Source organism: Glaciecola sp. SC05 (genome assembly GCF_041380235.1).
Lineage (GTDB): Bacteria > Pseudomonadota > Gammaproteobacteria > Enterobacterales > Alteromonadaceae > Glaciecola.
The window spans coordinates 68,543-94,347 of sequence record NZ_JBGIYY010000010.1 but is presented as its reverse complement, the minus strand read 5'-3'; the positions used below and the strand labels follow the sequence as shown (position 1 = coordinate 94,347).

The window sequence follows — 25,805 nt, the reverse complement described above, 5'->3', positions numbered from 1 at the left end:
ATGAATCATTGCTTTGACCGTCAGGCTATCGCGCAGATGAACAAGTTTCAACGAGCAAATTTCATCAACAGCTTGTCGGGATTTAAAAGCGCCAATCTTATTGGCAGCAAAGGCACAAACGGTGTACCTAATTTAGCACTTATTAGCAGCGTTTTTCATGTTGGTGCAAACCCGCCGCTTATTGGCATGATAATGCGGCCGCACACAGTGGTACGAGATACCTTGCAAAATATCAAGGACACTGGGTATTACACCATCAATCATGTGCACGCCGACATTGCCGCGCACGCTCATCAATGTTCAGCGCGTTACACTCCAGAACAAAACGAATTTATTGAGACCGGTCTGAGCGAGCAATATTCCGGCGGCTTTGCAGCTCCCTTCGTAGCCGAAAGTAGGGTCAAGCTTGCAGTAGAGGTAAGAGAAATACAGGTATTACAAATCAACCAAACTGAGCTGGTGATAGGCGAGATTATGAGCGTACTAACTGAAAATGGTTATGTGAACAGCGATGGCTATGTAGATATTGAAATGGCTGGATCAGTCGCCGTTTCTGGACTAGACAGCTACCACCGCGCTCAGCGTATTGACCGATTTAGCTATGCACAGCCGGATACGAGTTTAACTTCAATTTGGAAAGCCCAATCATGATCCCTAACCTAGACCAATTACTGATAGTCTGCGGCATTGCGATTGCGGTGGTCGCGGGCATTGTTTGGCTATTGATTAAGCTACCTCTTGAAGATGATGAACAGCAAAAGGGGCCAGACGAATAAAGAATAATAAATTTAATGTAGATCAAATGGAACGAAAACAGATTTGGTAGATCTAATTGAATAGTGTATAAGTATAACTACTAATAATATGTCAAAGGCTCACCCTCGCGGTGGGCCTTTGTCGTATTGGGCTAGCGTAAAAAAGAATAATTATCATTATTATTGGAATCAAAAGGAATAGCTATGAAAAAACTTGACCGTCGTGACTTCTTAAAATTGTCAGGCAGTACCTTAATTGGTGTTACTTTGGGTGGGGTTGCACTTCGTGCTAGTGCACAAGAAAAGCTTGCGCTAGACGATCCAACCGCAGTTGCGCTGAAATATGTTCACGAATCAGCGGTTGAAGGTGCATATTGTCACAACTGTATGTATATTCAAGGTGAAGACGGCGCTGACTGGCGTCCATGCGGTATTTTCCCCGGCAAGGTAGTGGCAGCCGATGGATGGTGCTCTGCTTGGATGAAAAAAGGCTAAGCTAAGCGTTTGATAAAAGAATAAAAAAGCCAGCATATGCTGGCTTTTATTTTTTTAAAACTAGCATAAGACGAGGGAGTTTCGTTAAATCCGATTCCAAATCAGTCCGTTTTCAGTCCAAAACTATGATCGCTTTATCCGACATTCTTGTCAGTGTTTATCTTACAAAGACTTAAGCATACCCATCCTCTTACCAGCTAACTTAATCTAAATACTTGTTTTTATTTGCTAAATTTATGATTTCAGACTACTTTGATTAAGTGGTATTTTAAATCACCATATACCTAAAACAACAAAAATAAAGAACATTTATGCGTAATAGTTATAGATCTTTGCAAACTTTCGCTTACATTTCGCGTAAATTCATAGTGGTAATAACATTACTTAAGTTTTATTAACTTTTGCTTCAAGGAAAACAACAAATGAAAAAGCTATTAATTGGTGGATTGTTAACAATGGCCAGTGTGTCGGTTTTTGCCGCAGACGTTTGCGAAGGCTATGGACCACAAACTGGTCGAGACATTGATTCACGCGAAGGAACAAACAAAGTCGTATTTTCTATGGCGCCACCAGCGTCGCAAATGAACCTTTGTAACATTCACTTCCACAAGAATGCTGAACACAAAGCAAAAGACTTTTCGGTTCCAGCAACAGAAGGCAAAGGCTTTATGTGTGGCATGAGTCAAAACCTGACTGCAGCTGAACTTAAAGCGCCATCAGGAAAAGTGTGCGGTGATTTAAAGCCAGGCGATACTATCGAAATGCATTGGGTTCATACTTCGTGTGATGTTGCACCAGGCCCAGGTCTAGGTAGCTGCTTATCACCTCAGTGTGCTAATCCAAACCTTCGCGTTGAGACGCAAGTATTTACACTTGTTAACGACTCTAATGCAATGGATTTTAATGACATGGATTACGATGGCAATATGGTAAACGGCTATCATCAAGCTAAATCTATTCCGATGACGACTGGCGCACCAGTTGAGTTTTTAGGCTCAACTACTGGTCCTTCGTTTGACGATGCGATGAAATGCTCACCGCTTCAGGTTAGCTGGTCAGTACGTCCACATTGCGCGAAAGTAGATATTAATACTATTGCTAATTGGTGTGAGAGCAACGAATTTGACGAAAAAGAAGGTCACGGTGTGCGTCAGTTAGTAACTGATCCACGGATGCTTTCTGCTATCCACTAGGTCGAAATTTTGACTTAGAAAAAACGTATAAAAAAACGCCGAGCATTGCTCGGCGTTTTAGTTTTAGAAAAACATATTTAATCAGGATTATCAGTAGAGTTTTTATTACCGTTGCCGATATCTATACCTATGGTTTCCTTATTTCCATTGGTATGACGGCGTCGCTACTTAAAACTCTTTCAGTACAAGACCTCAAACTGGGCATGATTGTGCATAGCATTGCGCAGCAGTCCGGGCGTTTGATGGTGAAAAGTAAAGGTAAAATTCGCCACAAAGGTGTGATTGACCAACTCATAGCGTGTGGCGTATCGACTGTGGTAGTTGAAATGCCAAAGCCTTTGCCATCGTCTAATCGCGCTTTCAAGCTTCCGAGCAAGACAAAACCTGTGTTGCCTGCCATTGCTCCCGAGCTCCCCGAAATCGATGATTTTATCGGACTTCAAGCTGCAAATGACGATAGCATTGTAGGCTCCACGGTGGTTAGTTTAGACACCATCCATATCGAAGAAACCACAGATGACTTTCCGCCCGTGGCGCTCGACAAAGCGGTGAGCTCTTCAAAACAGTTAGAGGCCGCTGAACAACTCGTGATTGATTGTAAAAATTTACATCAGCGCTTACGAATCGATATCGAAAATGAAGTCAAAATAGACTTGAGCGCTGCCAAATCACTAGTTTCAGAAATGCACCATGGTTTGATGCACAATCCAGATGCACTGTTATGCCTGAGTATGATCAGAAATGAGGGCGAATATCTCAGTAACCACGCAATGCATGTAGCAATTTTACTTTGTCATTTTGCGCGATACTTAGGGATGTCAGAGACCGATTGTAAACGCCTCGCACTGTTAGGCTACTTTTTTGATATTGGTATGGTAAGAGTCCCTAAAGAGATATTAAATAGCCAAGAAAAGCCGTCTGTTGAAGAGCAGATGATTATTCAAGCGCATGTAAAGTACTCAATTGACATACTAGAGCCCTTAAATATCGACAATGAGCTACTGCTAGCTATAGAGCAGCATCATGAGCGTCTAGATGGCAATGGCTATCCAAATCAACTGCAGGGTGAAGACATCCACAAGTTTAGCCGGATGTTGGCGATTGTTGATTGTTATGATGCAATGACGACAAATCGACCCTTTCAAAAGAAAACCAGTCCGGCTTCTGCACTAAAGTTAATCGCCAACAAAGATTATGGTTATGATTTAAAGCTCGCGCTGCAGTTTATTCGCTGCATGGGTGTATATCCGGTGGGGAGCTTAGTAATTTTAAACAACAAACACATCGCGATTGTCACGAAGGTCAAACAAAACGATGCCTTAAAACCAAAAGTTAAAATGTTTTACTCGATTTCCCATGGTGAATATGTGGAGCCCAAGACCATCGATTTATCTGTCAAAGGCTGTAAATTTCAAATTGTAAAACCCACCTTGCCTGAACATTACCGTTTGGACATGGACCGAGTACCCATTTAGCTTATGTTTAAGATATCGCTCACGTCCAGTCTTTGCATGCTGATCCTAATGGTATTCACAGCAGCCGTATATGCGGACTCTGAAGAGCCCATCGAAACGCCAAACGTATTGTTCGTATCGTATGGCAATTTAGACGAAGCGTTTGATTTAGTATTTAAGAGTAGTTTTACCAATACCCTGCGGGAACAGCGCCCAGAAGCTGTTATTTACGATGAGTTTTTAGATATAAAGCGGTTTAATGATCCTGACACGCTGGCAGCAACTAAGCTTATGCTCAATCAAAAATATAGCAATATCCCTATGGATTTGGTGGTATTTGACAGCTTGTTTGCCGCAAATATGCTTGACTACAGACGTACTTTTTCAAATAGCACAATAAAGATTATCCAGCTTCAAGGAAATGAGGTTATGCAGTCATTAGGGCCAAATACCTATACCTATTCGATTGCACCTGACTATCCGAAACTTATGCAGGCGGTATATGAGCTAACCGGACGTTCAGATATAAAAGTGGTTGTGGATAGCAATGAACATAATTTTTTAGTGAATTTAGCTGAACTCAATCAACTTGCAAAAGCAGAGCAACTTAAGTTCAATATCACCTTAGTAGAAGTGAATAGCTTCAGCGACATTGTTGAGTCACTTAGAGACGCAGACAACAATTCGGCAGTTTTTGTTACGCCGTTTTATACACAAAGCAATAAAACCTTTTTCAGCCCCTCTGAAGTCTCAAATCAGTTAGCCAAACTCATTCATCAGCCTTTACTTGTTCCGCTTGGTTCGATGGTTGGCTCGGATGTATTTGGTGGTTATGTAATATCGCCCAAATTAGTGGGTGAGCAAGTGGCGCATGCGGGTGCCGAGCTACTAAGTGGCCGCCCTATGAAAATCAATGAACGAGACTTTTATCAGTATGTGGTGAATTACCGAGCAGCGTCTCTTAATAAGTTAAGTTTGCCTGATTTGCCAAACAGCACGGTCGTCATTAACAAGCCTCCTAGCTTGTTAGGAATGTTTTTAACTGAAGTGGTGGCGGCCGCTATTATCGTTTTATTACTGACCCTAGTGATTTTTGTCAATACTTCTCGCTGGCGGCTATTAAATAAGCAAAAGCAAGAATTGCTTGATTCACAAGGCCAGCTTAAAAAACTGAATCAGCGTATTGATATTGCCACCAGTTCGGCAAATATTGGTATTTGGGAGTATGACGTAGAGCAGCAGCGCCTCGACTGGGATGCGATCATGTATCGTTTGCATGGCCTAGATATTATGGGGATTTCAGTCAATGTCGACCTTTGGTTAAGCTTGATTGATAAAAACGACCAACTCTTTATCAAGAGAATACTTACTGAACAAGGCGCTCATTCGGCAGATTTTTCGTTTGACTATCGGTGTATGGACCATGTCGGTAATGCTTATGTACACCGTATTCGCGGCGAGCGAATTTTAGATCCTCAAGGCAATATCCGTAAGATTACGGGCACGGTAATTGATGTCTCTGAGTCGGTAAAAAATGAAAAGCATCTGCGTCAAGAACATGAAAAGGCAGAGCATGCGCGTAACGCTAAAACCGCATTTTTAGCCAATATGAGCCACGAAATACGCACGCCAATGAATGGCGTGGTTGGAGCTGCGGATATTTTGTCGAAAGCGAAGCTCAACAGAGAGCAGGCAAAATATACGAATATGATTAAATCCTCTGCAATGGGTTTGTTGCATATTCTCGACGATATTTTAGACTTATCTAAGATAGAATTGGGAGAGCTAAAAATTCGGAAAAACCCGTCAAAGTTACGTACTATCGTGCAGCAAACGATGGCCAGTTTTGCATTGGAAGTTAAACGCAAAAACATCAAGTTAAAAATTATCTATCCAGAATCCGTGCCAGACACCCTGTTACTAGACGGTCAAAGAGTCAAGCAGGTGCTGTTTAACTTAGTCGGTAACGCCGTTAAGTTTACCGATGAGGGTTATGTTCAAATAACCGTCGATTTTATACCTAACCACGCTGCCCAGCGTGAGTGTGGTGAACTTTCTATTGTTGTTTCAGATACCGGTGTCGGGATCAGTGAGGAGGCCCAATCACGTATCTTTGACAGTTTTGAGCAATATGACGACACAACCGTTCGCAAATATGGCGGATCAGGCCTAGGACTCAGTATTTCTAAAAAGTTAGCCTCCTTAATGAACGGCTTGCTAAAGTTAGACTCAACCTCGGGTAAAGGTTCTTCGTTTTCGCTTACATTGCCTGACATTGCGGTAATGGCGAGTTCAGATATCAGCCACTCGCATCGTCAAATGTCACCTCCCGACTTTAGTCAAAAGAATATTTTGGTGGTTGAGGATATTGAGATCAATCGCGAAATAGTCGGGCAAATGCTAAAAGACTGCAATGCCCAATTGGACTTTGCGCATAACGGCGAACAAGCGGTCGATGCATATGCACAAAAACACTATGACTTAATTCTGATGGATGTATTGATGCCGGTCATGGATGGCTACGAGGCGACTAAGGCGATTCGTACGCTAGAAGAGCAAACTAATAGACCACATTGCCCGGTTGTCAGCCTGACTGCACATGCTTTAAACGGCGACAAAGAAAAATGCCTATCGGCAGGTATGGATGTATATTTGACTAAACCGATTGACCGTAACGCGCTTTATTTCACCTTAAATCAGCAGCTAAATCATAGGGCAGAAACGACATGATTAGTCTCGGTCCTCATAAACAATCTGCAGTATTGATGCTGCTCATTGCTTTGCTGTTTTGCGGTTTTGCTAGCCCTAAGTATGTGCACAGTAAAAGTCTACAGGCACCTAATATGATGGTGCTATTGTACGAACATGGTGAATTACCTTGGAATCAGGCTTTTAAAACTGCTTATATCGCTAGAGTAAAAGAGAGCTTTCCGAACGCCAATATATTTGTAGAGTATGTCGATGCAGTACGATTTAACGACACAGCTTATGTCTCGCTTAAGTTTGAGCAACTGAGAATAAAATATAAAGACATTTATTTTGACTTTGCGGTTGTTGACGGTAATGCCGATCTCGAATTTGAGAGCGAAACTTTTGCTTTTCTTGGCCGAACGCCAAAGGTTATTATTAGATGGGAACAAGATCAAAAGTTACGTGAAACCCCCATTCGAAAAGTCTTTAACCTAGCGCCCGACTTTATTTCGGCTATTGAGCACGCAGCCTCAGTTACGAATGCCAGTAACGCCTATGTGATGCATCATCAAGACAGTAACAATGACTTGATAGACGTCCCCGGGATTAAAAAAATCATCGCCCAACATGACTTTGCTATCGATGTTAGGTTTTTGCCGATTGCCTCATTGGCCGATGCAAAAAGTCAGTTACAGGGCTTACCTAAAAACAGTATTGTAATGTTGTCACCCTTTTATCTTTCGCTCGACGACACTCATTTGTACCCAAATCAAATTGTTTCACTGCTGTCGGAGCAGTCTAAAGTACCTATTTTTGTGCATTGGGATACCATGATCCGTGGTAATGCAATGGGTGGCCTCGTCATTTCTGCACAAAGCGTTGCCCAGGAGCTTGCTAATGCAGGGATCAGTGTGATCAATGGTAGTAATATGCGTTTTTCTTCAAGGCGTATTTACCAATATATTTATAACTACCCTGCCCTAGAAATACACAATATTGATCCAGCGACTTTGCCTGCAGATAGTCAAATAGTCAATCGCCCTGAAAACGTGTTTAGGATGTTCACTTTCACATCATTTTCATCGCTTTTTGTGGTGTTGATGTTGGTTTTTGTGATGATTTTTACCTTGCGTTGGAATGCCGTCTTAAATAAACAAAAAAGAAAGTTAACGCGCTCTAAATCTCATTTGTTGGCGATTAATGAGCGTCTTGATTTAGCCACATCGTCGGCGCAAATTGGGATCTGGGAATACGACTTAGGCTCAAAGCACGTATATTGGAATGAGTGGATGCAAAGACATCACAATATCCATAGTAATCTGCATAGCTTTAATTTAGATACATGGCTCACATTAGTTTATGAAGACGATCGAATCGAGTTAGAGCGCAAGTTACTGCATGCTATAGGCCGCAGACAATCGGTTAATACCGAATATCGAGTGAGACTTGACAATGGCCGAATAAAACACTTTTCGCTGCATGCAGAAATTGTCCTTGATGACAATAAATTACCAGATCGAATGCTCGGTACACTGAGCGATATTACAGATCAAGTTGAACATGAACACCTGCTAGAAGCCGAGCGTTTAGAAGCTGAAACCGCCACTCGCGCAAAAACTGAATTTTTAGCAGGTATGAGCCATGAAATTCGCACGCCAATGAACGGCGTGGTGGGGGCCGCGGATTTGTTGGTAGCAAGCAGGCTCAGCGACTATCAAGCTAAATATGCAAACATTATTAGACAATCGGCAACCGGTTTGCTGCGAATTTTAAACGATATACTCGATTTATCGAAAATCGAAAGTCATAAATTGAGGATTTCAAAGCATCCCTTTGACTTACCACATATGCTTATCGAAACCATTGAGCGTAATCAAGCCGCGGCAATCGACAAGCAGTTAAAACTTTCGCTGCATATCTCTGATAGCGCTAAAGTTTGGATCAGTGCCGATAGCATTAGAGTGCAACAAATTGTTCATCATCTTGTTGAAAATGCAATCAAATTTACGGAAGTAGGTGACGTTGACGTATTTGTGCACATTAGCAGCAAGCCTTGCAAAACCCATGGTGTAAAGAGCAGTTTAGAAATAGAAGTGAAAGACACGGGCATTGGTATATTGCCGGAGCACTATCAGCAAATATTCAAAGGCTTTGTGCAGTCGGGTTCAAATCAAATTTGCCAAATTGAGGGCGCCGGATTGGGCCTAACCATCTCTAATCAACTGTTGCAGTTGATGAAGGGCACCTTGAGCGTAAAAAGCCAGATAAGCCAAGGCAGCTGCTTTACCATACAGTTACCAGTGCAGCTCATCAACTATCGAGAGCCTTCGAGCAGTAACGAAAAACAAATTGTTGCGCCAAAATTGAAGGGTAAAACTATTTTGGTGGTGGACGATAACGCTATTAATCATCAAATTTTGAGTCAAATGTTGGTCGCAACTAAGGCTGAAATACTGGTAGCAGAGTCGGGTCGTCAAGCGATTGATGCTGCCAAATTACATGATATAGACGTAATTTTCATGGATATAGTTATGCCCGAAATGGACGGTTTTGAGGCCACACGACGCATTCGCGAAATGCAGATGCTAAAAGGTCAGTTACCCTGCCAAATTATCAGTATTAGCGCCGATACCGAAGCCCACACCGACGAGGCCTACATACAGGCCGGCATCGACCACGTGTTAAGTAAACCCCTGCATCAGCATCAAATATTTGATTTATTATCGCGTTTATATGAGCAAGAGCAGCCAGTGCAGGCACAGTTGTTGTTGTAAACGGCTACTTGCTGGCGTGAGTTTTAGGTGGAGGGGTGTTATTCGATTTCGGCGCGCGCGTCATTCCATGAATACCTTGGGTCAACGCCAATGGCAGTGAGCGCGTGTTGTACAAAGTGTTTTGTCACATAGCCCCCATAGTTATAAACAGAGAGATCATAGTTTTGTTGCTTAATCTCTTTATAACTGCTGCCCAGCATATGATTGAGCGGGCCTACATCAAACATGAACAGATTAACCATATTCTCTTTTTTATAAACCTCTCATTTGTGCTTTTAGAGTTCAAAGGTACGTGTCATTACTTGACCGGCTGAGTTTGTAGCAAGCACCTTTATTTGTTGTACGTTTTCTAGTTGCTGGGGCATTAACACTGCGCGGTATGGAAAGCTTGTGTCGTAAGCGATAAGTGTTTCTGATACATCGCCACTGCCTGAGTTTTTAATGGCATAAAACTTAATATGCGCAATATTAAATTCTTGTGAGGGCGCAAAACTCAATTCAATGGGTAAGAATATTCGCTCATTTTCTTCATACTTAGCAAGCATGTTTATCTCTTGTATATTACTCGCTGGGAGTGGGTCTTGCGAACGTACAAGTATGTAGCTTAAAGGTGCTAATTCAAACATAAACTGCTCTTGTGTTTGAGTCATGGACGATGCCGATTCGCTTAGCACTGAATAAGGCACTGCACTTTTGGGCATACTTACTTTTTGGCTCTCATTTGAGAAGTTAAATACCGCCATGTAGTCATGCAAAGTGTTTGGCACAATTCGACTAAATGCATAAACCCGCTTTTGTTCGTCAATAAATCGATTGATTTGTTCGCCTCTGCGCAGCGCTTTATGTGCTTGTCTCAATTTAGCTAATTTGGCAATTGCTTGGTAAAGGGGATGGCTAGTATCAAAGTTATCATCGGCGGTGGTTTTGCTGGTACCGATTAGGTTATTGTCGTTGTAGCTGTCTACTTTAGATGGGTCCATATTTTCCCTTGCGTCAACATCTCCACTGTCGCTGGTAAAGCCTTGCTCGTCGCCGTAATACACCACCGGTACTCCTCGAGAAAGGTACATAAATGCATGAGCAAGCTTACTGCGCGCAAGCTTTTCTTGCTCGCTTATATCGGGAAGACCTTGCGCAATAAACTGGCCTACACGTCCCATATCGTGGTTACCTAAAAAGTTAAGTAACTCGTTTGGACCGGAATCGGCGTCACGATAGTAATCATCATTGTCGATTAAATTTGCAAGCTGGCTTACGTTTTTGTCGGTAAACACCACGTCTTTTACATTAAAGGCAAAGCCAAAGTCGAGGACTGAGGGAAGTTTACCTGCATTAGTGTACTTACTTAAACCTGCTGGATTACCGTCGTAAACTTCGCCAAATATAAAGAACTCTGGAATGCCAATAGATTTAGCATGTGCAATGATATCTGGCCCAAATGACTGCCAAAATTCAAGATCTACGTGTTTTACGGTATCGATTCTAAAACCGTCGGGTTTAAATTCAGTGATCAGGTTTTTGAAGATTTCAGTCATGCCTTCTAAAACTTCTGGCTTGCTGGTATCGATATCGTCTAAGCCGGCAAAGTCACCTTTTATTACGCTTTCGCCTTGCCAAAACGAGTCACCTTGATTGTTATATAAACTCGGGTCGTTAAGCCACGCCGGCATCTTTACATTTTCTTCACCGGGTAAAATAAACGGGGTGTATTGTTTACCTTGGGCAAGTTCATCGCTAGCGATAAAAGGACAGCCTTTTTGTTCGCTGTTTAAAAACTTGCCGTTTGCATCGTGGCATTCTTTATATTTGATGACGTCGGCGGTATGGTTGGTAATAATGTCAAAGAAAATTTTGATATCGCGTTTATGCGCTGCGTCAATTAAGCTTTTTAAATCGTCGTTAGTACCAAAATGTGGGTCAATTTCAGTAAAATCGACTACCCAATAACCATGGTGAGCAAAGCCGTCGGGCTGCACGGCTCTATTGCGTAAAATTGGCGTCATCCAAATAGAAGTCACTCCCAGGTTTTGAATGTAGTCGAGTTTAGCTTCAAGCCCTGCAATATCGCCCCCATGAAAGGCCCATTTAGAGCTTACGTCTAGACCGCCATAGGAAATTGGACGGGCCGGATCGCCATTGTCGTTTTCAGGCTTTGCGTTGTGAAAGCGATCTGGCATAACAAAATAGAAAATTTCGTCTTGAATGTTGCGGCTCAAAAAGGGAAGGCCTTGCTCAGCAACAAGCCCATTGTTATTTGCATCAGGCGCTGTTTGAGTCTGCTCGAGTGGCTCTGTTTTATTGGCCGGTGAGCAAGCAGATATCAAAAGCGCCACAAGCATGGCAAGCGATATTGTGGCAAAGGAGAAAGGCTTGTTTATGGTTTTCATTATATTTCCCGACGTATATACCAAACTTTAACAGCGGCAATTGACAATATGATGACTATAAATCAAGTTGTTATGAAGGTGTCAATTTAAAGCCAAGTAAGCTTGTTGAATACGTATGTATCTTTATTAACAGTTTGTTAACGTTTATGCTCACGCCAAATTGAATCTATATTCTATAAAGACTTGAGCATATGAAACAAAATAAAGTGTTAAACCTGAAGTTTGCGCCACTACCTGCAAGCTGTAGCTCACGCAGTTCTTTAACATCATTAAGTATTTTCGCCCTTGTGCTCTGCACAATACTTATTAGCGCTTGTTCAGAGGGGCCGTCTCAAGTGCCCAAAACAGAAGAGCTTCAACAAAGCACAGTGCCAATGATTAATCCCTCAAATGTGAATGCATCAAACATCAACGCCTTCGGACACTCGACTCAAGGTGAAGGTAAACCTATTATTTATCAGGTGTTTACCAGATTATTTGGCAATACCAATGAAAACAATATTCCTTGGGGCAGTATTGAACAAAACGGCGTGGGTAAATTTAACGATTTCACAGACCAAGCCTTGTTAGGCATTAAAGAGCTTGGAACATCTTATATATGGTACACCGGTGTTCCGCATCATGGCGTAATAAATGATTATAGTGACTATGGCATCAGCCTAGACGATCCTGATGTGATAAAAGGACGCGCGGGCTCTCCTTACGCAGTGAGAGACTACTACAACGTTAACCCTGATCTTGCGGTAAACGTAAACAATCGTATGGAAGAATTTGAAGCCCTAATTGCCCGCACGCATAAACATGGCATGAAGGTCATTATTGACATTGTGCCTAATCATGTTGCACGAAATTATCAATCATTGAATAAGCCCCAAGGCCAAGAAGATTTTGGGCAAAGCGATAACACCAGCGTTGAATATGCTCGCGATAATAATTTCTATTATGTAATTGGTGAAGATTTTAAAGTCCCTCAAGCCGATGGCTATGCACCACTTGGCGGCGAAGCACATCCCTTGGCCGATGGCTTATTTACTGAAAGCCCCGCTAAATGGACAGGCAATGGGGCGCGCGTGGCGCAACCGAACATAGATGACTGGTATGAAACGGTGAGAATTAACTATGGCGTGCGTCCCGACGGAAGCTACGACTTTGATAGCTTGCCCGAAGAGTATCGAAGCTTAGATTATAAGGCCCATCATGCCTTTTGGGCAGAGCGCGATTTGCCTGACTCATGGTACAAGTTTGAAGCTATTGTGCATTTTTGGATGGACAAAGGTGTGGATGGTTTCAGATTTGATATGGCAGAAATGGTGCCTGTTGAGTTCTGGTCATTTTTAAACGCGTCTATAAAAAGTGAACGCGCCGACACTCTTCTGTTAGCGGAAGTGTATCAACCGCATTTGTATCGTGATTATTTGCAGCTTGGAAAAATGGATTATTTATATGACAAGGTCGAATTTTACGACTCGCTTAAATTGGTAATGCAAGGCCATGGCCCTATGTCTGCCATTGCAGATATTCAACAAGATATGGCTGATATTGAAGCGCATATGCTACATTTTCTTGAAAACCATGATGAGCAGCGTATTGCCAGTGACGCTTTTGCTGGCAGCGCTGAAAAAGGTAAGCCTGCCATGGTGGTATCGGCATTGATAAGTCGTTCACCTACCATGCTATATTTTGGTCAAGAGCTAGGTGAAGACGGCAGTGAAGATATGGGCTTTGGTAAGCCTACTCGCACCACTATTTTTGATTATGCGGGTGTACCTGCGCATCAACGCTGGATGAACGGCGGTAAGTTTGATGGTGGATTGTTAAGTGATTCTGAAAAAGCGCTACGTCAGTTTTATATTGATGTAATGAGAATCTCTGCACATCACCCAGCCATGAGCGGGCAATATCAGAACCTCCATCGTCTTAACCTTGATGCAGGCTCAGCTTATTCTGAACAGCAGTTTGCCTTTGTTCGATATACACAAAATAAGGCTTTGTTAGTGCTGAGTAATTTTAGCGATGAAGCTATTCAAAGCGATATTCAATTGCCCATAGACTTAATTACTAAGTGGGGGCTTGATGAAGGCGAGTATGCGATGCTTGAGCTACTTGGTGGCGAACAGGCGATGTTAAAGGTGGCAAGAAAACAAAGTGGGGCTTCAGTGAGGGTAAGTTTACCGCCACTTGGAAGCTATGTGTATGAACTCAGCTTAGGAGCACCGCAATAATGCGAAGCAACACACGCTCTGCTTTTGTTAGCTTTATTCTATGTCTTGGCATATTGCCATTTAGCGCGCAGGCAAGCGAGGCTGTTAGCATCAACAGCCTTGAGCTGCTCGAAAATACCCTTGAAATTGATACCACGGCAGGTCATGTCAGCATTAGCGCTTTGAACCATGAGTCGGTTGAAGTGTTTTATCAACCTTATGGCCTGAGTCAGCTCCCTTCTTTTGCGCTTCCAGAAGATACGCAATTGCCCAGCAAGAACGAGTTTACGACTGAGCTTACAGAGCACACTTCGGGTTATAGATTTAAGTTGCCCGAGCTTGATGTATTGATACAAAGCGCGCCTTTTAAGCTCAGCTTCATGAAAGGCGACAAACTGCTTGCCGAAGAAGAAGTGGGTTTGTTTGTATATGACACTTTGCGTGGCTTTCGCTTTGCTCTGCAAGATGATGAAGTGATATTAGGTGGCGGACAGCGAGTGCTGGGTATGGACCGTCGAGGTCATAGAATGCCGCTTTATAACAAGGCACATTATGGCTATACCACTGAATCAAACCAAATGTATTACAGTTTGCCTGCGGTGATGTCGAGCAAGCATTACATTATTGCATTTGATAATACCGCCAGTGGTTTCCTCGATATCGGGCACACCGAGCAAGATGTACTCCAGTTTGAAGCGGCAGCAGGGCGCACGTCCTACATATTTAGCGCCGGTGATAACGCACAAGATGTGGTGCAAAATTTTGTCAGTGTGACTGGCAAGCAACCCTTGCCCCCGCGTTGGGCCTTGGGCAATTACGCCTCGCGTTTTGGCTACCGCTCGCAACAAGAAACTCTCGATACAATTGATAAATTTATTGCTCAAGACTTTCCGGTAGACGCTGTTATTTTGGATTTATTTTGGTTTGGTCCAGACATTAAAGGACATATGGGCAATCTGAATTGGGATAAAATTACTTTTCCAGAGCCTGAAAAAATGATTGCGGAGCTAAAAAGCAAAGGGGTAAATACCATATTGATCACCGAGCCTTTTATTTTAACCAGCTCCTCGCAATGGGATTCTGCTGTTGAGCATAAAGCCTTAGCAAAAAACCTAGCATTTGAACCACGGACCTTCGATTTTTATTTTGGCAATACTGGGCTAGTAGATGTGTTCGATGAAGAGGCTCAAGACTGGTTTTGGGAGTATTATGCTAAGTTAAACGAGCAAGGCGTAGCAGGGTGGTGGGGCGATTTAGGTGAGCCAGAAGTACACCCCGCTGACAGCTTACATAGGCTAAACGAGCAATACGTAAGCGCCGATGAAATCCATAACGCTTATGGGCATAAATGGGCGCAAATGGTTTATGAACGACAGCTAAAAATGCGACCCACAGAGCGTCCGTTTGTGATGATGCGTTCGGGTTTTATTGGCTCACAAAGGTATGGCATGATCCCATGGACTGGAGATGTTGACCGTTCGTGGGGCGGGCTAAAACCCCAAGTTGAGTTGGCCTTGCAAATGAGTCTGTTTGGGCTTGCCTACATTCATTCTGATTTAGGAGGTTTTGCTGGCGGTGAAGTATTTGACGCAGAGTTATACACCCGCTGGATGCAATACGGTGTATTTCAGCCGGTGTATCGCCCCCATGCACAGGAGCATATCCCGCCAGAGCCAGTGTTTCATGATGAAGCGACCCAAGCGCTGGTTCGTCCTTTTGTTAAGTTGCGCTATCAAATGCTTCCCTATAATTATTCATTGAGCATGCAAAATAGTTTGTACGGTACGCCCATGATGCGTCCGCTGTTTTTTGCCTTTGAAGATGCGGATATTAATCGCAGCGATGCTTACATGTGGGGAGATGCTATGTTGGTATCGCCGGTAGTTTCTGCTGGCGTGAAGGCTCAAGATATTGAATTACCCGATGGGATATGGTTTAACTTTTTTGGTGATGCCAATCAAACCCGAGCACAATATTATCAGGGCGGACAAATTGTTAGCGTGCCGACACCCGCCCAAGAAATTCCAGTGCTGGTAAAAGCTGGTGCATTTATTCCAATGGTGGATGCTATGCAAAACACCCAAGCATATTCAACCGAAGTATTGCACGTTCATCACTATAGTCATGATTCAGTGGGCGCGAGCACTTACACTTTGTATGAGGATGACGGCAAAGACCCTAACAGTATTCGTGATGACGCTTTTCAGACCTTGAGCTTTCAAAGTCAACGCAATGCTGAGTCTTTGAATATTACTGCTTCGGTGCAAGGGCAATACAATAATGCGCCTATGAAGCGCCGCATATTATTGAGCATCCACGGCCTGCAGAGTGCGCCCACCTCTATCAAAATTAACGATTTATCATACTCACCTGTTGATGATCAAAGCATATTAGCGCTATCTAATGGTGCTTATTGGGATACACAGAGTCAGCAACTGATGGTGTCTGGCGTATTGCAAAAAGACATGACTGTGGGCTTAGATTTAGCGCAGTAATACTTTACTCTTGAGGGCTTTGCTTGTGCTTATAAACTACAAGCAGAGCTCTTGAATACGTATGCAGGCAAATAGTCATTGCTTACAAGTCAAGGTACACTCATCACATCTGTTACAAGTAGTTAACAATTAAAAAGAGTAGCATTAATGGCAAACAAACAACCTACCTTAAGTTTCTGGCAAGTATGGAACGTTAGCTTTGGATTTTTGGGGGTACAGTTTGGTTTTGCGCTACAAAACGCCAACGTTAGCCGAATATTATCTGACCTAGGCGCAGACCCTCATCAGCTTTCCTTCTTTTGGATTGTTGCCCCGCTCATGGGCTTAATCGTGCAGCCTTTTGTAGGTGCAGCTTCAGACCGTACTTGGAATCGAATGGGGCGGCGTACCCCCTTCATTTTTGCCGGCGCCATTGCTGCCGCTATTGGCATGGTGCTTATGCCTAACGCGCCCTTATTTGTTGCCTTTATGGCCCCAATGATATTTGGCGTACTCATGCTCGCGATTATGGACGCATCATTTAATGTGTGTTTTCAGCCTTTTCGGGCATTGGTCTCAGACATGGTGCCGCCAAAGCAGCGCAATGTAGGCTACTCCATACAGTCCTTGCTCATCAACGTTGGGGCAGTTGTAGGCTCTTTATTGCCATTTATTTTGACCAACGTTATTGGTTTAGATAACACCGCTCAGCGCGGTGAAGTCGCGCAAAGTGTGATGTGGGCGTTTTATATTGGTGCAACGGTATTATTGGGTACTGTGCTGTGGACAGTTTTTAGAACCAAAGAGTATGCTCCCAAGCAATATTATGCCTACAAAGGGATGGATGCAGACGCAGTTGCCAAAGAAAGGGCCCAGGTTAAGCCTATTACCGAGCGTTTAGCTAACTTCTTTAGCTTAGTCATTCATATGCCTAAGACCATGCGTGGCCTAGCGGTAACCCAGTTCTTTTCGTGGTTCTCTTTATTTATTATGTGGGTATATACCACTAACGCGATTACCCAGCATATTTGGGGTGTGGATAAAAAGTGGTTTGATCAAGCCTACTTGGCATCACTTGATAGTATCCCCTTAGAAATTGTGGCAGCAAAAGGCGCGGCCGGAGATTGGGTGGGTATTATTTTTGCCGCTTATTCTTTGTTCGCCGCTATATTTTCTATTTTCTTGGCTAAGTTAGCCGACAAACTCGGTCGCAAGCTTGTGTATTCGGCGTCATTGGCACTAGGTGGTATTAGCTATATCAGCTTTATGTTTTTCCAAAACTTTACACCGGTCGACGTCAATTTGTTTATTACGCAAGTCACCGTGCCAATGGGGGCCTTATATCTACTGATTCCAATGATAGGCGTTGGTATTGCTTGGGCCGCCATATTGGCCATGCCCTATGCAATGTTGGCAGGCTCCTTACCGGCAGACAAAACCGGTATTTATATGGGAATATTTAACTTCACTATTGCGGCGCCACAAATTTTAAGCGCGCTCACAGCGGGCTTAATCTTAAAATATGTTTTTGATAATGTAGCTATTAATATAATTGCGCTGGCTGGAGTATTGATGTTTTTTGCAGCCGCCTCGGTATTTTTTGTAAAAGAAAGCGAAGAAAGCTGAGGCGCCTAGCTTGCGTCGTCAAAGCCCACGACATCATAGTTTGCGTCAATGCTTGATTAATGGCAAAAAGGACCAAAGAGAGTACAAATGCGCCGACTAACCAGCCGTAACGCAGCATACCGCTTATAATGGGAGCTAATTCAGTAGCGCTTAATGTATGTTAACGAATTGTTTAAATACTCCTTTGAATACGTATGTAGACGCTAGTCCTCAGTAGTTAATTTCCGTATTGTTAGCTGCGTGATATCTGATGGTATCAAGATTGAATATATAATTAAGGTTTTAGCAATGACAGAACAAATGTGGTGGCGTGGCGCGGTAATTTATCAAGTATATCCGCGCAGCTTTAACGACAGCAACAATGATGGTATTGGTGATTTACCCGGTATCATCAATAAACTCGATTACATTGCTAGTTTGGGCGTTGATGCAATTTGGATTTCGCCATTTTTCAAATCCCCCATGAAAGACTTTGGCTACGATATTAGTGATTATCGCGATATTGACCCCATTTTCGGAAATTTAGAAGATTTTGATCGCTTAATTGAAAAGGCACATCATCTAAATATAAAAATTATGATTGACCAAGTGCTCAGTCATACCTCTGACCAACACCAGTGGTTTATTGAAAGTCGCGAAGACCAAACAAATGACAAAGCAGATTGGTACGTGTGGGCAGATGCCAAAGAAGACGGCACCCCACCTAATAATTGGCTATCAATATTTGGTGGCATGGGATGGACTTGGGAGCCGCGGCGTCAGCAGTATTACCTACATAATTTCTTAACTAGCCAGCCCGACCTTAACTTCCATAATCCTGATGTACGCCAAGCGGTGTTAGATAATGTTGAGTTTTGGCTAAAGCGTGGCGTGGACGGCTTTCGTTTAGATGCGATTAATTTTTGCTTTCATGACGCTCAGCTTCGTGACAATCCAGCTAAACCTAGAGCATTGAGGAAAAGCATAGGTTTTGATGAAAAAAATCCTTATGCCTACCAGTATCATTATTTTAATAACACACAAGATGAAAACTTGGGCTTTATTGAGTCTATTCGCAGTTTGCTTAACAAGTATCCTGGTACGGTTGCTCTAGGTGAAATCTCATCTGAAGACTCGTTGCAGACAATGGCACAATACACCGAAGGCAATAAGCGCTTGCATATGGGGTATAGCTTCGATTTACTCAACGAAAACTTTACAGCAGGGTATATAAAGCAAGTGGTGAGCTCACTAGAATCTAAAGTGGCGGATGGCTGGCCGTGCTGGTCTATCAGCAACCATGATGTGCAAAGGGTAGTAAGTCGATGGGGTAAAGCAGGAAATCATGAGCGCTCTCCTGATTTTGCAAAAATGTTGTTTGCGATGATTGCATCACTGCGCGGAAGTGTGTGTAGTTATCAAGGTGAAGAACTCGGCTTACCAGAAGGTGACATTGCTTACGAAGATATTCAAGATCCTTACGGCATTGCATTTTGGCCTCAATTTAAAGGGCGCGATGGTTGCCGTACACCGCACCCATGGAAGCATGATGATGAGCAAGCGGGCTTTAGCCAAGTAAAACCGTGGTTACCGATGCTAGATTGTCACAAGGCATTAGCGGTCAGCAAGCAAGAAGACGCGGATGACTCAATATTAAATAGCTATAGAAACTTCACGCAGTGGCGTAAACAATACCCCGAATTGCTATATGGGGATATTACATTTATTGATAGCCCTGAACCGATTTTAGCGTTTACTCGTCAGTACGATGGCTCACAAATGTTGGTGTGTTTTAATTTAAGTGCTCAGATGCAGAGCATAAATTTGGTATTGGCAGAATCAATGAAGCCTCAGTGCGGCCACAAACTCGCCTCAGGTAGATTGATCAATGGCGTGATTGAGCTTCCTCCGTTTAGCAGCTTTTTTAGTAAAAGTTAGTGATTCACTATGGGCAGCCTGTATTGAGCCATGAGGGTAGATTTTTTGTTGCAATCCATGGCTAATACTTGAATAAAGAAGCCCTACTGGTGTATACATGACATATTATGAGTTTTTAGATGTGTTTCATGAAAAGTAAAGCGACTTCATTTGATATTGCATATGCTGCGGGAGTTTCGCAGTCAACTGTTTCGCGTGCACTTTGTGACAGTCCTTTAGTAAACCCTGAAACTCGTGAGAAAATAAAGAAAATCGCGCAAGACTTAAACTATAAAGTCGACAAAAACGCGAGTAATTTGCGCAAGCAAAAAAGTAAAACACTCGCCCTTTTGTTGTTTGAAGATCCCACCTCTGACGATAGCTCCATCAACCCATTCTTTATCAGTATGCTTGGCAGTATTACTAAGGCTACTGCAAGCGCTGGTTATGATTTGTTAGTCTCTTTTCAAAATTTAAGCGACGATTGGCATGCGGTTTATGAAGATAGTAATAAAGCAGACGGTTTAATTCTTTTAGGTTATGGCAATTATACTGATTACGAACACAAGCTTTCTCAGCTTGAAGAACAAGAAACTCACTTTTTGAGGTGGGGCGCACCCGACAAAAATCACCCTAATATTTCTATTGGCTCAGACAATTTCAAAGGTGGTTACATGATCACTCAACATTTGTTAGCTAATGGACATAAACGCTTTGCCTTTATTGGCGATATTGGTGCCAGCGCACCAGAGCTCAAAGCCAGATATGAGGGTTGTATGAGCGCATTGCACGAAGCCAAGCTAGGTTCCGCGATGTTGCAACATGTTGATGCTATCTCTACCGAATCTGATGGCTATTTGGCAACTTTACAATTATTAGATGAATTTGTGGGTGATAAAAAACCACAAGCTATTGTTTGTGCCTCTGATTTGATGGCCATAGGTGCAATAAGAGCGATTAATGATCGTGGTATGCAAGTTCCAAAGGATTTTGCGGTAGTGGGTTATGACAACATTCCTGCCAGCAGTTTCTCTACTCCCGCGATTACGACTGTGCAGCAAAACACAGTATTAGCGGGTCAATTATTGGTCACCAACCTACTGAAACTGATTCATAATGAGTCGGTCGTCGATATCTTAATGCAGCCTGAACTAGTTATTCGACGTTCATGCGGTGCAAACTGAGTTTTTCTACTACTTAAATCCCTAACCTTGCAGACCTTGTTGCAAAGTGTTTTGAGGCATTCAAAGCATGATACATGCTAGTTGCTAAAATAAGGTGTAAATAAATGTAGCAAGCGATGACTGCTGAGTAGCTACTACGATCGCGCCTAACAGCGCAAGAATGACAATTATAGGTAAAAGCCAAAGCTTTTTGCGCACTCGCAAAAAACGCCATAAGTCTTGTAAAAATTCAATCACGCTAAAATGGTTCCTCTAAACGTTTTTTGTCTTTGTTAGCATCTGTATTTTCCTTCTTTACCCAGTTACTTTTGCTTGTAACACGCTTTTTATATTGCAGTTTACCCAACATGGCCATAATAACCCCAATTGGCGTGATTATGATATAAAACACCAAACCCAAAATCAGCGAGGTGTTAAACCAACCGAGAACTGACGCGATGACCATCCACGCATAATAGGGATAATAAATGCCTTTTGGATAGAACACATGAAGCGACATCAATACTATAGGAACTGCCAGCGGCCAATACGGCAAGTTAGGGCCAAATAACCATGGCAAGAGGAGCATAAAAATAATGGGAAAAGCCAATGACATGAGGCGTGCAAATGAGCGCAGAGCCTCTACGTCGTCTTTGCTAGCCAAAGGTAATATTATTTTTTGTAAGAGCTTTATCATGTGTATTAGTCCTTCTCAAAGCGGACGGTTTTAGCTAACTCAATCTGGTCAGCGGGTTGCTCTGACTTAAGCAAAACCACATTTTGCATTACCAACACATCCATGTCGGTCGCAAGAAAACAGCGAATAGCATCATCTGGACTGCACACTGGCGGCTCTCCTCGCACATTAAACGAGGTGTTAATTACCATACCAAGGCCACTGAGGTTCTTAAATTCGCTGATAAGTCGATGAAATTTGGGATTGCTCGCTCGATGAACTGTTTGCACCCGCGCCGAGTAATCTACGTGCGTAATGGCAGGCACGCTGCTGCGAATTTGATGTAGCTTTTCTAAGCCACTCGCACTTTCTCCTTGAAGCTTAATACAATGCTCCTCTTTCACATTGGCTACCAATAGCATGTAAGGACTTGGCACGTCTAAATCAAACCATTTACCCGCATCTTCGCTTAAAACCGCAGGGGCGAAGGGTCGAAAGGACTCGCGTTGTTTAATTTTTAGGTTCATTTGTGACTGCATCTGTGTATTGCGTGCATCTCCAAGAATTGAGCGATTACCTAAAGCACGTGGGCCAAACTCCATAGCGTCTTGAAACCAACCTAGCACTTTACCTTGGTCAAGATAGCTAGCCACTTGCGTATATAAATTGTCGTCACTTTCTACTGAGAAAACCAAAGTTTTGCTTTCACATGCTTTAATGACGTCTTGACTCGTAAAGCTCGAGCCTAGGTATCCTCCTTTCATATGATCTAGGGCGCCAAATTCTGGGTCTTCATCGGTGCTAACAAGTGATGTTTTGGGATTTTGAAAATATTTATGCCAAACCTGTAACGCTGCGCCAATAGCACTACCCGCATCACCAGCAGCAGGTTGGACCCAGATATTTTTAAACGGACCTTCTCTCTTTAAACGTCCATTTGATACGCAATTAAGCGCAACACCGCCGGCTAAGCATAAATTTTTACACCCCGTTTGTTGATAAAGGTGTTGCGCAATATTTAGTACAATCTCTTCTGTGACCACTTGAATCGAACGCGCTAAGTCCATTTGTTTTTGCGTGGTGTCTGCGTCTAAAGGATGAGCAGGCCCTTCAAACAAGGAGTGAAACTTCGCGTTAGTCATGGTGTTACCAGCAGCGTAATCGAAATAGTCCATGTCTAAAGAAAAACTACCGTCTTCCCTGATTTTGACGAGCTTTTGCTTAATTAAATCTGTGTAGATGGGCTCACCATAAGGCGCCAACCCCATTAGCTTGTATTCACCACTATTGACCTTAAAGCCACAGTATTGGGTAAAGGCTGAATACAGCAAACCCAAGGAATGCGGAAAATGAATTTCAAATAGCGGGCTTAAATTACCAGATTGACCTCGCCAAGCGGAAGAAGTTGCCCACTCGCCAACGCCGTCCAAGCAAAGTATGGCCGCATCATCAAAAGGACTCGGAAAGTAAGCTGCGGCGGCATGAGATTCATGATGCTCACAAAAGAGCAGTTGAGGGACTTTGGGCTTTTTCTCTTTAGTGACTTCGTCGTAATAAAGACTGCTGTTTGCTTTTGCGCGCTGTTGATGAATAAGCTTGCGCAGATGGGTTCGCAGTACTGACTTCAAGTAGAGCTTTTCCTTTAACCAAATAGGCATGGCGCGTAAAAATGACAAAAACCCTTTGGGCGCCGTTGCTAAGTAGGTTTCTAGCAAACGTTCGAACTTTAGTAGGGGTTTATCGTAAAAAACGATAGCATCAATAGATTGTAGGTCGGTGTCCGTACTTTGCAGGCAATATTGGATGGCCTGAATGGGAAAGCTGGGGTCGTGTTTAATACGAGAAAAGCGCTCTTCTTGTGCGGCGCATCGGATATCGCCATCGATGATTAACGCCGCAGCGCTATCATGATAAAAAGCCGATATCCCTAAAATTTTTGTCATTTCAATGGCTCTATTTACAAACCGGCATTTAGTGTACTGATATTTTACAACTGAACTAGTCTAAAACTATGAAATAACGAATTTTTACCACCGCATACGTATGCAACAATCCGTTAACATGATTTTTACCCAAATTTTAGGATAAACTACGTCCCAGAAACGCAATAATTATGTCATCAAAGGCAATACAACAAATATGCCGGCAAAAAAACAACACAATAACAATACTCACAATAATGCGGCTAAAACACGCCCTGTTTTTTATGTTATTGCCATGATATTACCGTTTGCGCTATTGCTGACATTGGAGGTCGTCTTGCGTGTCTCAGGATTTGGACATAGCTATCCCTTATTCATTGAATCAAACTATAAGACTGAATACCTTCAGCCCAATCCAGATGTCGTAAAACGGTTTTTTCATCAACCAGCATATGCTCCGCCAGTAGGACCTGACACCTTCTTATTCAAGAAACAAAAAGATCCGAACAGTATTCGCATTGTGTTGATGGGCGGCTCCAGTGCCGCAGGCTTCCCATATGGTCGTTTTGGCTCGCCGGCAGCGATGCTCAATCAGCAAGTAAAAGCGCAGTTTCCAAACAGTCATATTGAAATTATCTCGGTAGCAATGGCCAGTATAAATAGCTATGCACTTTTAGACTTTGTGGACGAGGTCATTGCCATCGAACCAGACGCCGTCCTCATGTATGCGGGCCACAATGAATATTTAGGTATTATGGGAGTAGGTTCGGTTTATGCTTCCAAAGGTAGCCATGCTGCTAATTTGATGTTTCTCAAACTAAAAGAATGGCGAATTTTTCAGTTGATACAAACTGTGTATCAGTCCTTTTTAGGAGTGGCACAGTCAGTGGACCATAGTGACAGTTCTCGCACGGTGATGGCCTCTGTTGCAAAAGAAAAATCAATTGAATATGGCTCTGCGCTTTTTCAGCGAGGTGTGCAGCAATTCGAACAAAACTTGCAAGGGATTCAGCTCGCTTTTATGCAGGCACAAGTGCCTTTGTATTTATCGACCATCGCGTCTAATGAAAAAGACCTTACACCTTTTTCGTCTTATAATTCACCCGAAGTCATAGACCTGCTAGATGAAACAAAAGTACGCTCCAATCGACGCATTATACAACAAGGCCTGCGCATCTTAGATGGTGGTATTCATTCAGCCGATCTCGCCTATGCGGTGGCGCAAGCCATGCTCAGTGAGAAGGATGAACGAGCCGCGGCATATTTTGCCATGAGTAGAGATTACGACCTTCTGCGCTTTAGAGCGCCCTCTGCTTTCAATAAAATCATTCAAGCGGCAGCAGACACAGATGTCTTGACCTTTCTAGTCGACAGCGAAGGCGAGATTCGTAAAGACAGTGACAGCCGGATAATAGGCGCCGAGCACATGCTCGAGCATCTTCACCCTACACCTCGAGCTTATTTTTTAATCGGTAATGCTTTTTTCAATGGCCTAGTTAATAATCAAGCATTTAATGCTTTGATGGGTAAAAACCATGGCGCAACTCGCTCGCTACCGATTGATAAAGCATGGGTTAACATGCCGCTATCTGAGGTAGATTTAATGGTGGGCGATTACAAGATTTTAACGCTGACTTCTGATTATCCTTTTACAGATAGTAAGCAAGCCATTGCTGCACCTGCAGATACTAGCGCGCTGCAAAAAATTGCAAAACGACGCATTGAGGGGGAGTCATGGCTCAACACTCAGCAAGCACTTTTGACCATTCTGCAAGAGCAAGGAGATATTCGACAAGCGGCTAATGCAGCAGGTTTACTCCACGACGCTTTGCCAGATGAAGCTCAAGCGGCAAGAGTTGCGAGCTTGTTATATTTGCAAATAGACGAGCTTGGCCTCGCAGAGTTTTATGCTCGCCGAGCACTATATGTGCAGCAACCGGGCACTCAAATTAATGCTAATTACTATCTCACGTTGGCTGAAATTGTATTTAAGTCAGGAAACCTTCCTGATGCCATAGCGATACTCGACGCGCTCTTGAGAATCGAACCAGATAATCAAAGGGCGCTAAGCATTAGGCAGCAAATCAGTACTTAGCTT

At 43.1% G+C, this 25,805-nt stretch carries 17 protein-coding genes and 1 pseudogene; 13 read left to right on the top strand and 5 right to left on the bottom strand.

What is annotated here, in order from left to right; translation table 11 throughout:
• From AB9H30_RS10885 to AB9H30_RS10855, 7 genes are all read left to right on the top strand, one after another.
• Positions 1–651 carry a flavin reductase family protein gene (locus tag AB9H30_RS10885; RefSeq protein WP_371194692.1) on the top strand — a complete coding sequence of 217 codons (651 nt, stop codon included), beginning with the start codon at positions 1–3 and terminating at the stop codon, positions 649–651.
• Complete coding sequence (locus tag AB9H30_RS10880) at positions 648–776, top strand: hypothetical protein (RefSeq protein WP_371194691.1); 129 nt, start codon at positions 648–650, stop codon at positions 774–776. The genes AB9H30_RS10885 and AB9H30_RS10880 overlap by 4 nt, the downstream gene beginning before the upstream one ends.
• A gap of 183 nt (positions 777–959) precedes the next feature.
• The gene (locus AB9H30_RS10875) at positions 960–1,250 is read left to right on the top strand and encodes a high-potential iron-sulfur protein (protein WP_371194690.1); all 291 of its coding nucleotides are present in this window, start codon (positions 960–962) and stop codon (positions 1,248–1,250) included.
• Positions 1,251–1,672: 422 nt separating this feature from the next.
• Positions 1,673–2,443: a delta-class carbonic anhydrase gene (locus AB9H30_RS10870; RefSeq protein WP_371194689.1), complete on the top strand. Its 771-nt coding sequence runs from the start codon at positions 1,673–1,675 to the stop codon at positions 2,441–2,443.
• A gap of 152 nt (positions 2,444–2,595) precedes the next feature.
• Positions 2,596–3,918 carry an HD-GYP domain-containing protein gene (locus AB9H30_RS10865; RefSeq protein WP_371194688.1) on the top strand — a complete coding sequence of 441 codons (1,323 nt, stop codon included), beginning with the start codon at positions 2,596–2,598 and terminating at the stop codon, positions 3,916–3,918.
• A gap of 48 nt (positions 3,919–3,966) precedes the next feature.
• Positions 3,967–6,627 (top strand): ATP-binding protein, encoded by a 2,661-nt coding sequence (locus AB9H30_RS10860; RefSeq protein WP_371194687.1) that lies wholly within the window; start codon positions 3,967–3,969, stop codon positions 6,625–6,627.
• Entirely contained in the window at positions 6,624–9,362 is a 2,739-nt protein-coding gene (locus tag AB9H30_RS10855; RefSeq protein ID WP_371194686.1) for an ATP-binding protein, read from the top strand. The genes AB9H30_RS10860 and AB9H30_RS10855 overlap by 4 nt, the downstream gene beginning before the upstream one ends.
• A gap of 41 nt (positions 9,363–9,403) precedes the next feature.
• On the opposite strand, the pseudogene AB9H30_RS10850 reads toward AB9H30_RS10855, so the two are convergent.
• Both AB9H30_RS10850 and AB9H30_RS10845 read right to left on the bottom strand, forming a co-directional pair.
• A pseudogene (locus AB9H30_RS10850) lies at positions 9,404–9,619 on the bottom strand (AAA family ATPase); the annotation flags it as partial.
• An 18-nt stretch (positions 9,620–9,637) separates the two neighbouring features.
• A complete protein-coding gene (locus AB9H30_RS10845) occupies positions 9,638–11,749 on the bottom strand; it encodes an alpha-amylase family glycosyl hydrolase (RefSeq protein ID WP_371194685.1) in 2,112 nt (703 codons plus the stop codon).
• Between the two features lie 191 nt (positions 11,750–11,940).
• Here AB9H30_RS10845 and AB9H30_RS10840 point away from each other — a divergent pair, with 191 nt between their 5' ends.
• The 5 genes from AB9H30_RS10840 (at position 11,941) to AB9H30_RS10820 (ending at position 21,130) form a co-directional block, all read left to right on the top strand.
• Positions 11,941–13,971 (top strand): alpha-amylase family glycosyl hydrolase, encoded by a 2,031-nt coding sequence (locus tag AB9H30_RS10840; protein WP_371194684.1) that lies wholly within the window; start codon positions 11,941–11,943, stop codon positions 13,969–13,971.
• Entirely contained in the window at positions 13,971–16,445 is a 2,475-nt protein-coding gene (locus AB9H30_RS10835; RefSeq protein ID WP_371194683.1) for a TIM-barrel domain-containing protein, read from the top strand. The genes AB9H30_RS10840 and AB9H30_RS10835 overlap by 1 nt, the downstream gene beginning before the upstream one ends.
• A 147-nt stretch (positions 16,446–16,592) precedes the next feature.
• Positions 16,593–18,050 carry an MFS transporter gene (locus tag AB9H30_RS10830; protein ID WP_371194682.1) on the top strand — a complete coding sequence of 486 codons (1,458 nt, stop codon included), beginning with the start codon at positions 16,593–16,595 and terminating at the stop codon, positions 18,048–18,050.
• A gap of 288 nt (positions 18,051–18,338) precedes the next feature.
• Positions 18,339–19,967: an alpha-glucosidase family protein gene (locus AB9H30_RS10825; RefSeq protein WP_371194681.1), complete on the top strand. Its 1,629-nt coding sequence runs from the start codon at positions 18,339–18,341 to the stop codon at positions 19,965–19,967.
• A gap of 128 nt (positions 19,968–20,095) precedes the next feature.
• On the top strand, positions 20,096–21,130 hold the full coding sequence (locus AB9H30_RS10820) for a LacI family DNA-binding transcriptional regulator (RefSeq protein WP_371194680.1): 1,035 nt from the start codon (positions 20,096–20,098) through the stop codon (positions 21,128–21,130).
• Positions 21,131–21,214: 84 nt separating this feature from the next.
• Here AB9H30_RS10820 and AB9H30_RS10815 read toward each other — a convergent pair whose 3' ends face one another.
• The 3 genes from AB9H30_RS10815 to AB9H30_RS10805 are packed head-to-tail and all read right to left on the bottom strand — an operon-like array spanning position 21,215 to position 23,728.
• A complete protein-coding gene (locus AB9H30_RS10815) occupies positions 21,215–21,367 on the bottom strand; it encodes a DUF5989 family protein (RefSeq protein WP_371194679.1) in 153 nt (50 codons plus the stop codon).
• A 1-nt stretch (position 21,368) separates the two neighbouring features.
• Positions 21,369–21,806, bottom strand: a complete 438-nt coding sequence (locus tag AB9H30_RS10810) for an SxtJ family membrane protein (RefSeq protein WP_371194678.1) — start codon at positions 21,804–21,806, stop codon at positions 21,369–21,371.
• Positions 21,807–21,811: 5 nt separating this feature from the next.
• Entirely contained in the window at positions 21,812–23,728 is a 1,917-nt protein-coding gene (locus AB9H30_RS10805; protein ID WP_371194677.1) for a carbamoyltransferase, read from the bottom strand.
• 196 nt (positions 23,729–23,924) lie between these two features.
• Here AB9H30_RS10805 and AB9H30_RS10800 point away from each other — a divergent pair, with 196 nt between their 5' ends.
• Complete coding sequence (locus AB9H30_RS10800) at positions 23,925–25,802, top strand: hypothetical protein (protein WP_371194676.1); 1,878 nt, start codon at positions 23,925–23,927, stop codon at positions 25,800–25,802.
• Positions 25,803–25,805 lie beyond the last annotated feature (3 nt).